The sequence below is a fragment of the Niallia sp. genome (assembly GCF_031978665.1).
In the GTDB taxonomy this organism is placed as follows: Bacteria; Bacillota; Bacilli; order Bacillales; family Cytobacillaceae; genus Niallia.
Map to the genome: position 1 here is coordinate 88715 of NZ_DALZDK010000011.1, position 10874 is coordinate 99588.

The 10874-nt window shown below is 36.6% G+C and carries 8 protein-coding genes and 2 pseudogenes; all 10 read right to left on the reverse strand.

Annotated features, from left to right (window positions below):
• Positions 1-227, reverse strand: a pseudogene (locus RTL21_RS08120) (translocation-enhancing protein TepA); the annotation flags it as partial.
• Positions 228-775: 548 nt separating this feature from the next.
• Positions 776-2449 carry a ribonuclease J gene (locus RTL21_RS08125; protein ID WP_312095160.1) on the reverse strand — a complete coding sequence of 558 codons (1674 nt, stop codon included), beginning with the start codon at positions 2447-2449 and terminating at the stop codon, positions 776-778.
• 195 nt (positions 2450-2644) lie between these two features.
• Complete coding sequence (locus RTL21_RS08130; protein WP_312095108.1) at positions 2645-3982, reverse strand: amino acid permease; 1338 nt, start codon at positions 3980-3982, stop codon at positions 2645-2647.
• Positions 3983-4303: 321 nt separating this feature from the next.
• Complete coding sequence (gene dapA / locus RTL21_RS08135) at positions 4304-5167, reverse strand: 4-hydroxy-tetrahydrodipicolinate synthase (protein ID WP_312095110.1); 864 nt, start codon at positions 5165-5167, stop codon at positions 4304-4306.
• A gap of 49 nt (positions 5168-5216) precedes the next feature.
• Positions 5217-6434 (reverse strand): aspartate kinase, encoded by a 1218-nt coding sequence (dapG, locus tag RTL21_RS08140; RefSeq protein WP_312095112.1) that lies wholly within the window; start codon positions 6432-6434, stop codon positions 5217-5219.
• A 357-nt stretch (positions 6435-6791) separates the two neighbouring features.
• Positions 6792-7838, reverse strand: a complete 1047-nt coding sequence (locus RTL21_RS08145) for an aspartate-semialdehyde dehydrogenase (protein WP_312095114.1) — start codon at positions 7836-7838, stop codon at positions 6792-6794.
• Between the two features lie 209 nt (positions 7839-8047).
• On the reverse strand, positions 8048-8641 hold the full coding sequence (dpaB, locus tag RTL21_RS08150) for a dipicolinate synthase subunit B (RefSeq protein WP_312095116.1): 594 nt from the start codon (positions 8639-8641) through the stop codon (positions 8048-8050).
• Between the two features lie 20 nt (positions 8642-8661).
• Positions 8662-9540 carry a dipicolinic acid synthetase subunit A gene (dpaA, locus tag RTL21_RS08155; protein WP_312095118.1) on the reverse strand — a complete coding sequence of 293 codons (879 nt, stop codon included), beginning with the start codon at positions 9538-9540 and terminating at the stop codon, positions 8662-8664.
• 337 nt (positions 9541-9877) lie between these two features.
• Positions 9878-10594, reverse strand: a complete 717-nt coding sequence (locus tag RTL21_RS08160) for a M16 family metallopeptidase (protein ID WP_396954428.1) — start codon at positions 10592-10594, stop codon at positions 9878-9880.
• A 105-nt stretch (positions 10595-10699) separates the two neighbouring features.
• Positions 10700-10874, reverse strand: a pseudogene (locus tag RTL21_RS23225) (insulinase family protein); the annotation flags it as partial.

Sequence of the window (10874 nt, forward strand, 5' to 3'; positions counted from 1 at the left end):
ATAGCGACAATTTGCGGAATTAAATGCTCATATTTCGTCGTTTTATTTTGAGGTGGTAATTGCAAATGTCCTTCAATTTGACCAACAATTGTTAAACAATGTATTTTTGAATCCTGTGAAAGCTGTGGTACATTTGTTTGTCCCAGCTGTTGTATTTTTTCCATTAAACCAGATGGTTTATCCTCTTTCGGCTGTTCTTCAGGCTGATTATTATTTACTGAACCCATAAAAATTCTCCCTTCCTAAAACCATAATAATCTTAGTATGAAGCGGGAGACAATTTTTCATGCGGTTGAAATCGAAAAGACAAATAGGCTTTTTATTAATAATGGCAAGCAAAACATTATTTAAGGTGGCAGTTGAAACAATAAGCAGCATTGGTATGAACGGTTTTTGATCGGGGGTGTTCGAATAAGGGGGCATGAGCTGAATGAACACCACTTTTCGCTTCGGGCTCTTACTTTTTGGTTTTCATCTGCTTTATGAACACCATTTTTTCTTCCTCTCCCAAAATTATGGTTTTCATCCGCTTTATGAACACCTCTTTTTTCCGGGCTTTAGTCTTTTTTGGTTTTCATTCGCTCGATGAACACCACTTTTCGCTTCGGGCTCTTGCTTTTTGGTTTTCATCTGCCTTATGAACACCTCTTTTTCTTCCCACTCTCAAAATTATGGGGTTCATCTCTCATCTCCATCAAGAACGCCGCTTTTTACTAGGCTCTCCCTATAATGCCCATCACAAAAAACAGCCTCCTTATCAAAGGAGGCTGCGACTTTATTTTCTAACTGGTTTTACTTCCATAATAATCGGCAAGATCATTGGTCTGCGTCTTGTTTTTTCATAAAGGAACTGGTTTAATGTATCTCTTATATCTTGCTTAATACCAGTCCAGTCAAAGCTGTCTTTGCTGATGCTTTTTTCGACAATGTCTCTTACTCGGTCAGAAGCTTCCTCGAGTAATTTCTCTGATTCACGAACATATACAAAGCCTCTTGTAATAATTTCTGGTCCAGCGGAAATCTTTCTCTCTGCCTTATTTAGTGTTACGACAACGGTTAGAATACCATCCTGTGACAATAGCTTTCGATCTCTTAGGACAATATTTCCAACATCGCCAACGCCACTGCCATCAATTAATACATTTCCTGCCGGAATCTTTCCGCCCACACGAAGCGTATCATCCTTATATTCAAGGACCTCTCCTTGTTCAGGAAGATAAATATTTTGAGGAGCAATACCGCATTCCATTGCAATTTTTTCATGTGATTTTAATACGCGATACTCTCCATGGATTGGCAAAAAGAATTTAGGCTTCATCATATTAATCATGAATTTTAATTCTTCTTGGCTACCGTGATTGGAGCTATTGAATGTTTTATAGCCAGCAAGAAGTGTTGCACCTGCTCTATATAGCTTATCAATCGTTTTTCCGACAAATACTTCACTGCCTAAGAAAGAAGAAGCTGCAAATAAAACAGTATCTCCTTCCATGATGCTTACTTGCTTATGGTTTTTCTTGACCATTTTTTGCAAGGCTTCAATTGGTTCCCCTTTTGTTCCAGTAGTGATGATTACCATTTGATCTTGTGCATATTCTTGAAGTTCATTATAAGTAACGATTGTTTCATCAGCCACTACTAAATAATGGTTCTTTATCGCAATTTGTAAGACTCTTTGTAGATTTTTGCCCATGACTGCAACTTTACGATTCGTTTTCTCTGCAGCGTCAATGATGTGCTGAATTCTATTTAAGTCTGTTGCAAAACATGCTGCAATAATACGGCCCTTCGTATGCAAAAAGGATTCGATTAAGCTTTGTGTTACAACAAAATCTGTTGTGGAATATCCTGGTTTATCAGCATTTGTACTATCAGATAGTAAAGCTAAAACCCCTTCTTCGCCTATTTTTGCCATCTCACCATATTCTGGCTTATATAAATCACTTGCCGTCTGGTCAAATTTGAAATCCCCCGTATGTACGATTGCGCCTTCTGATGTATGAATAACGATACCGATACTATCTGGGATACTGTGATTCGTTTTAAAAAAGGACACTTTTGAAGATGTGAACGTAAGAACTGATTTAGAGGTAATAATTTCAAATTGAGCTTGTCCTCTGAAATCCTGCTCTTTCATCTTTTCCTTTGTAAGTTCAGCTGTTAAAAGCGTCGTATACACTGGCACCTCTAAATCTCTTAATATATAAGATAAGCCTCCAATATGATCTTCATGTGCATGTGTTAAGAAAATCCCTTTTACTCTGTCTTTGTTTTGCTTTAAATACGTAATATCTGGAATAACGATATCAATCCCCAGCATTTCATTTTGTGGATACATTAAGCCAGCATCAACTACAAATATGTCTTCATCTACTTCGACTACAAACATATTTTTTCCGTTCTCGCCCACTCCGCCGAGTGCGACCAGCTTTATTTTTTCATTTTTCATCAATTTTTGTTTCCTCCTATGTTGAGTTAAGCCGACCATTGATCAGTTATGCTTATTATACTTGATGTTTAAAAATGTTTACAACCAATTTTATGAAATCTTCTATTTTTAAAAATTTTTTCATCAAAAATAGCAACAAACAATTACCACATATATCCTGATTTCATAGGCTTTTTTCATAGTAAAGTACTAATTTTAACGTTCATTTGACTTAAATTTAAAAATAGCAATAACGATTACGACAAAAAAACAAGCTAAACATGCCATAATACTAATTCGATTTGCCTCGTCAAACAAGAAACTAATACTGATGATTGCTAAACAAATAACTGTAAAAATAGGAATGTACGGATATCCCCAAATTTTAAAGCTTGGTTGAAACGGATAAGATTTTCGTAGCTTTAATTGTGCTAAACAGATCGTTATCCAGACGATTGATACAACAAAGCCTGGGAATGCCATTAATAAGGTGAATACTTCATCTTGCTTAACTAATGCAATCATAGATCCTGCAATCAATATAATAGCTGTTACCAGTAAACTATATAGAGGAACTCCATTTTTGTTTACCTTGCTAAATGCCTTTGGTCCTTGTCCTTCTAAAGCAAGGGAATACATCATTCTTGTACAACCGTATATACCCGAATTTGCGGCAGATAACACCGCAATAATCAATACAAAGTTCATAATATGAGCTGCGCCTGATAAGCCAGAAATAGTTAGTACTTGTACAAATGGACTCGAATCGTCCGTTAGTTCATTCCAAGGGATAAGTCCACAAATAATTAATATTGGTAATGTATAAAATAAAATGATTCGAAAAATAAAGCTTTTAATTACTTTAGGCAGTATTTTCTCTGCATCTTTTGCTTCTGTTACGGTTACTCCGATTAATTCAGAGCCACCATATGAGAACATAACAATTAATAATGCTGAAAAGACAGACATCCCGCCATTTGGGAAAAAACCGCCATTTTCCGTGTAATTTTGCAAATAATTTGTTTCTCCTGATGGGATAATACCAAACAAGACAGCAGCACCAAGAATTATAAAGAGGATAATCATCCCAATTTTAATTCCTGCAAACCAAAATTCAAACTCCCCATAATTTTTAACATTCATTGTATTCACGGCAATTAACACAATGGAACAAATGATGCTTAATATCCAAAGCGGGACATCTGGTAACCAAAATTGCAAGAAGCTTCCTGCTACAACAACTTCAATAACACATACAGCAAGCCATAAAATACAATACATCCAACCGATTATGAACGCCATTCGATCACCAAAGGCTTTGCCGATAAAGCCTTTCATATTAGTATTCGGATAAATAATTGCCATTTCTGCAATACTTCCCATTACCACCAGCAATAAAAGCCCAGCAAATATGTATGTAAAAATAACACCTGGTCCGGCAATAGATACGGTTTCGCCACTTCCTTTAAATATCCCTGTACCAATCGCTCCTCCCATTGCCATTAAACTGATATGTCTTGGCAATAAATTTTTTTGCAATTGATTTTTCGTCATGCCTTTTCCTCCATACTTCTTACGTTTTACTAGTAAGAATAATTTTCTTTCAATCGAGCATTTACTATGTATCCAATCATAATCAATTACCAGTTTGGAAACAAGTTTTTCTTAGTAAGGTATCAAACAAAAAAGTCAGAAGAGCTAGTTATCTCAAGATGGAAGGAAACCAATTTCGTTGCTGGTTCATCCTTCAATATGAGAGATAGCTGAACTCTTCTGACAAGTGAAGCATTCATTTTATACTTGCAAAAAAAAACAAATAAGCTGTTACTACCATTTCAATGGTAGTAGCGGATTAACGAAAACCCCCGAAAATTCTTATAAAAATTTGGCTAGCTCTTTTCGTTCTTCCTCTGTTAATGGAACTAAAGGCAAACGAATGGAACCGACATCAAATCCTTTTAATTGAAGCGCCGTTTTTACAGGAACTGGGTTGGGTGCCTTAAATAAGGCTATCATAAGAGGAAGTAATTTTTGATGCATTTTCGAAGCAGCATCTATTTTTCCATCTAAGAAAGTACTCACCATTTCTTGCATTTCGTTACCGATAATATGAGATGCAACAGAGATAACTCCTGTTCCACCTACAGATAATATCGGTAATGTTAAACTATCATCTCCACTGTATACATAAAAATCATCTGGTGTAGATGCAATAATTTTCGTGATTTTATTTAAATTTCCGCTAGCTTCTTTTACAGCTACTATATTTTCAATTTCAGACAAGCGAATAATAGTTTCTGGTTCAATATTAACAACAGAACGACCTGGAATATTATATATCATAACGGGAAGTTTTGTAGATTCTGCAACTGCTTTAATATGTTGATACAAGCCTTCTTGGTTCGGTTTGTTATAGTATGGTCCAACTACCATAACAGCATCCACTCCTGCGAGTTCAGCTTGTTTCGTCAATTCGATGGACTCATATGTGTTATAACTACCTGTTCCTGCAATAATAGGAACTCGTTTTTCCACTACCTTTACCACATGTTTAAATAAAGCAATCTTCTCTTGTTTGGATAATGTGGGCGATTCTCCAGTTGTACCAGCTACAACTAACGAATCTGTTCCGTTTTCAAGTAAATGATTAATTAACTGTGTTGTTTTTGGAAAATCTATATGTCCCTTGGCATCAAATGGTGTAATCATGGCCGTTGACACCCTACCAAATAAACCCATCGTTCCACTCCTATTCTCATTTCGATCTCGTTGTATCTATTTATCTATTTTATTCTTTCTCTAGCTCAAACGCATCGTGTAATACATTAACAGCACTTACTAAATCATCCTGTTTCACCAGCACCCAAATCGTTGCATGGCTATCAGCAGATTGCAAGATACGAATTCCTTTATTTGATAGTGCAGTAACGATTTTAAATGTGACACCTGGTACGCCGGCCATTCCCGCACCAACGACTGATACCTTTGCACACTCTCTTTCAATAACGGGTTCATACCCCATATTTTCAAGAACAGCTATTGCTTTATTGGTCATTTCATTGGTTACGGTATAAACAACACTGTTTGGTGAAATATTGATAAAGTCGACACTAATTTCTTCATTTGCCATTGCTTTAAATACTTGCGCCTGCAAATCATACTGATCTTTTTTCGCAAATACCTTAATCTGTGTTACATTCGCTACATGCGCAATTCCAGTAACAGGTCTCTCTTTAATATCGCTTCCTCTGTTCTCCGCATTACTAGACGTAACGAGTGTACCAATACCTTTTGAATACGTAGATCGAATTCGAATTGGCACCTTTGCCTGCATCGCAATTTCAACTGCTCGTGGATGAATAACTTTTGCCCCTTGATATGCCATATTGCATACCTCTGAATAGGTAACAACCGATAACGGGCGAGCATTTTCCGCGATTCTAGGGTCAGCTGTCATAATTCCTTCTACGTCTGTAAAAATATCAATATATTCTGCATTTAGAGCAGATCCTAAAGCGGCTGCTGAAGTATCACTTCCGCCTCTACCTAAAGTTGTCGTATCTCCATTTGGTGCTGCTCCTTGAAAACCAGCTACCACTACCACATCATGATTTTTCAATTCTTGAAGAATACGGCTACCATCCATTTCCATTATTCTAGCATTTGTAAAATCATTGTTCGTCTTAAATCCAGCTTGAGCACCTGTTAAGGCAGTTGCTGAAATTTCATTTTCTAATAATAGTTGTGTAAAAACGACACTAGATATAATTTCACCGCATGACATCAACAAGTCATTTTCTCTTCTGCTGATACTTGTTTCTGCTCCACCAACTAATGATAATAGTGTATCGGTTGCGTATGGTTCTCCTTTACGGCCCATTGCAGAAACGACTACAACCACTTTATAGCCTTCGTTTAATGCATCTTTAATATGATCTTTTGCTTGAATTCGGCTTTTTTCATCTCGTACCGATGTTCCACCAAATTTTTGAACCATTATTTTCACAGTAAACACCTCTGAACACTTTCTAAAAGAGTGTAATATAAGGGTGCCTTTTTCTAGAACAAATTGGAGGAATCTCTATCTATTTGATAGAGATTTACCCCATCCATGATTTTGCTAGAGGATCCCTTGTTGTTAGGACTCTATTAACTTCGAGTCAATTATTTCATAAAAGTATTCGTTAAAAAAAGGGGCTCTTTCTTCTAAAATACTTATTCGTTAAGAAAGACAAGATTTTGGCACGAGAAGTATATTTCTGTGTCCAAACTTGTACTTCCTGTATGTAGAAAAAATACAGCTCTACTTACAGGGCACTTTCCTGCAATCTAATCCTCTACAGTCTTGCCTTTCTTCATTTACTTATACAAGTCCTAATTTAATTAGGCTTTCTGCTATTTGAACAGAGTTCCATGCGGCACCCTTTAATAAATTATCCGATACTACCCACATATGGAATCCGTTTTTCACGTCTAAATCTTGACGAATACGTCCGACAAATACATCATTGCTTCCTACACAGTCTGCAGGCATTGGATAGATTTGATTATTTGGATCGTCCTGTAGCACAATACCAGGAGCACTTGCTAACAATTCTTTCATCTCTGCCACTGTCACTTGATCATTGTCTAATTCAAAATAAACTGATTCAGAATGACCAGTCGCAACTGGAATACGCACACAAGTTGCAGCAACTTTCAAGTCTTCTGCATGCATGATTTTCTTTGTTTCATTAATCATTTTCATTTCTTCATAAGTAAATCCATTTTCTGTAAACACATCAATTTGTGGAACTGCATTAAAGGCAATTTGATAATGTTTCTTATCACTTTTAACAGGAAGAATTTTCGGCTCGAATGCTTCGTTATTAAGAATAGCTTGCGTTTGGCTATTTAATTCTTCTACTGCTGCTGCACCTGAACCAGAAACAGCTTGATAAGTGGATACTAATACTTTAGAAAGTCCATATTTTTCTTTCAACGGTTGTAAGGCTACGACCATTTGAATTGTAGAACAGTTTGGATTTGCAATAATCCCATTATGATTGCGAAGGTCTTCTTCATTTACTTCTGGTACTACTAACGGCACGTCTTTGTCCATACGGAATGCACTAGTATTATCAACCACAATCGCTCCATGTCTCACCGCATGTGGCGCTAGTTCCTTCGATACCCCACCACCTGCACTAAATAACGCAATGTCAATTCCTTTAAAGCTATCTGGAGTAGCTTCTTGTACTACAATTTCCTCATCTTTATAAAGAACCTTTGTCCCCGCTGAACGTTTTGATGACAAAAGTGTTAATGTTGAAATAGGAAAATCTCTGCTTTCTAATGTTTTAATCATTTGTTGACCAACAGCCCCTGTTGCTCCAACTACTGCTACGTTATATCCTTTTAATTGCTCCATTTAAGGTTCTCCTTCCAAAGGCTTTCTCTAATAATAATAGGCTAGCGTCATGCACCGCCTTAAATAATATTATCTATTTTAACATATTCAAGCAGCAATAAAAGAAACTTTTATCAGATTCTTTCAAAAAACACCGATTGGCGCTAATGAATTCCGATCGGATTACAAAAAGCGCCTTGTTTTATCGGTAATTTCAAAAAAACACTAATTTAATCTAAATATTTCTCCACAATTACTGGTTGAATCTGTTTATATTCTAATGCTGCTTCAATCGTTTCTGCAAGCATAGACATTCTTGCTACCATGGAATTGGGCTTTTTTTCTGGATCATCCTGACCAAATGGGATGAAGAAGATATTCTTAGTTGCCATTAAACGCATCAGGTTGATGCCGTTTAATCCTAACGCGTCATTAGTAGAAATCCCTAATACAACAGGCTTTTGATTTCGCAACGTAGCCTTCGCCGCCATTAATACTGCGTTGTCTGTCATCGCATTTGCGAATTTGCTCATGCTATTTCCTGTTAAAGGAGCAATGACCATACAATCAAGGGGAGCTTTTGGTCCTAGTGGCTCAGCAGCAACAATACTGTCAATAATTTGCTGACCTGTTATTTCTTCTACTTTGCTAACCCAATCCTTCCCTTTACCGAAACGAGTATCTGTATTTTTTACATTTCCTGTTACAACTGGCACTACTTCTGCACCTAATGATACTAGCTTTTCTACTTGTGGTACTACTTCTGCATACGTACAGTGTGATCCTGAGATTCCGAATCCAATTCTTTTTCCTTGTAAACCCATTTTTCTATCTCCTTTCATTGTTACATTTGATCATCAAGTAATTGAGCTAAGACATCTGCAAGTATATTCCCAGCTGTTTTTGGAGCTACAATACCTGGTAAGCTTGGGGCAAGCAAAGCCTTAACCCCTCTTTTTTCTGCATATTGAAAATCAGTGCCTCCTGGTTTAGATGCCAAATCGATCACCAATGTGTGTAAAGGCATTTTTTCAATGACATCAGAAGTTACGACAAGATGGGGAATCGTATTAATACAAATATCAATATCTTCCACCGCAATCTGTAAATCATCTAAATGTACAGGAGTTAATCCCATTTCTATAATGCGAGCAATATGTTCACTTTGATTTGCTGCAACTTTTACTTTCGCACCTAACGCATGGAAAGTCCGTGCAACACTCATTCCTACACGGCCTAGCCCAAGCACAATTACTTTGGAGCCATGGATCGTTGTATCTGTATGTTGGATTGCCATCATAATCGTACCTTCTACGGTTGGAATGGAATTTAATATTGCTACATCATCTCGATCAAATAATTGAACGAGGGTTCGTTTCGTTTCTTTAATTAGCAAATTTAAATAGTCATTCGTTATCCCTGAATATACGGTGCAATGCTCTGGGGTTTTTTCTAATAAATCTTTTGTCAAAAAAACCTTTTCGTTCGAAAAGATCGTATCAACTTGCCCATTTAAATCTGTTCCTTTTACGGGTAAGATAATAGCATCTATTTTCGAAAAATCTACGTTATCGATTTTTTCTTTTGTAGCTCCGGTGAATGCATGGTCTAATTGCTCAAACCCAATTAAGGAAAGAATTGCTTGTTGTTCCGTTAGTTTGCGAACAATTTCTAGCTGCCTTGCATCACCGCCGATAACCGCGATTTTCATCCCTTTCAGCATGAATATGTCACCTTCTTTTTTTTAAAGATCCTGTTTTTTCATAGCTCGCTACTTCAACATCTTATGTGATTACTCAATATTAGGTGAGTTGTTTCTAGGAATTCCTCCAAAAGAAGGATTTCTTCTCTATATAGAACGAATTACTAATAGGAAAGAGATGAATAAGTTCCTTTTTTCTAATATCTTTTCATCGGATTAGTAAATAAATGGAAGTTTAATAATCTGAGTTGATGGAGCAGAGGACATTTGTCTCCTGTGGGAAAAGGTTAGGTGCACAAAAAAACTAGGAGTCAGAAGTAAATTCTGTTCCTAGTTCTTTGTTATAATATGTAACTTTTTATTGAAGTGCTTTTGGCAGTTGTCCATCTGGGCTGATTAGGGAGACGGAGAATGTGTCAGTGAAGATAGCATTTGCCATTTGATCGACATCTTCTTTTGTAACTCGGTCGATGTCTGCAATGATATCATCCAGTGAGCGATGCTTGCCTAGTAATAATTCGTTTTTCCCATTTCTGCTCATTCGGCTATTTGTGCTCTCTAAGCTTAGCATTAAGCTTCCTTTTAATTGTTCCTTGCTATTTGTCAATTCTTTTTCCGTAATACCTTCTTTTTTCAAAGTTGCAAGGGTATTTTGGATGGTCTCAAATAATTCATCAAGCTGTTTTGCTCCAGTACCGCCGTAAATTGTTACTATTCCACTATCCTGGTAAGCAGAATGATAAGAGAAAACAGAGTAAGCTAAGCCTTTTTGCTCACGAACATCTTGGAATAATCTGCTGCTCATACTGCCGCCAAGAATATTGTTTAAGGAAACAAGTGTATACATTTTCTCATCGCCCACCTGTAAACCATTGAACCCTAAGCAAAGATGTGCTTGTTCTGTTTCTTTTTTCCTAGATAAATTATTTGCATGGAAAGAAGGTTTTACTAGCTCTATTTCTGATTTACCTGCTTCATATGTTCCAAAGTACTTTTCTACCTCTGAAATAAACGTTTCTGTAATATTACCAGCAATCGAAATAACCGTATTTTCCGGTGTATAGTGATTAAACATATACTCTCTTAACGTATCACCATTAAAGGTAGCGAGCGTCTCCTCTGTACCTAAAATTGGATAGCCTAATGGATGTTTAGCATAGATTGCCTGACTCAATAAATCATGGACAATATCATCAGGTGTATCATCATACATTTTAATTTCTTCACAAACTACATTTTTCTCTTTCTTTAACTCTTCTTCGTCAAAAGTAGAGTTAAAATACATATCTGCTAATACTTCTAACGCCATATCAGCATGTGTATCCAACACTTTTGCATAATAGCAAGTATATTCC

What these genes read in the sequence shown, in the direction of transcription:
- dapA (WP_312095110.1), bottom strand. Translation starts at nt 5,167, where the DNA reads ATGGGTTTATTTGGTAGGGTGTCAACGGCCATGATTACACCATTTGAT.
- RTL21_RS08145 (WP_312095114.1), bottom strand. Translation starts at nt 7,838, where the DNA reads ATGGAGCAATTAAAAGGATATAACGTAGCAGTAGTTGGAGCAACAGGG.
- dpaB (WP_312095116.1), bottom strand. Translation starts at nt 8,641, where the DNA reads ATGGGTTTACAAGGAAAAAGAATTGGATTCGGAATCTCAGGATCACAC.
- RTL21_RS08125 (WP_312095160.1), bottom strand. Translation starts at nt 2,449, where the DNA reads ATGAAAAATGAAAAAATAAAGCTGGTCGCACTCGGCGGAGTGGGCGAG.
- RTL21_RS08160 (WP_396954428.1), bottom strand. Translation starts at nt 10,594, where the DNA reads ATGTTTAATCACTATACACCGGAAAATACGGTTATTTCGATTGCTGGT.
- RTL21_RS08130 (WP_312095108.1), bottom strand. Translation starts at nt 3,982, where the DNA reads ATGACGAAAAATCAATTGCAAAAAAATTTATTGCCAAGACATATCAGT.
- dpaA (WP_312095118.1), bottom strand. Translation starts at nt 9,540, where the DNA reads ATGCTGAAAGGGATGAAAATCGCGGTTATCGGCGGTGATGCAAGGCAG.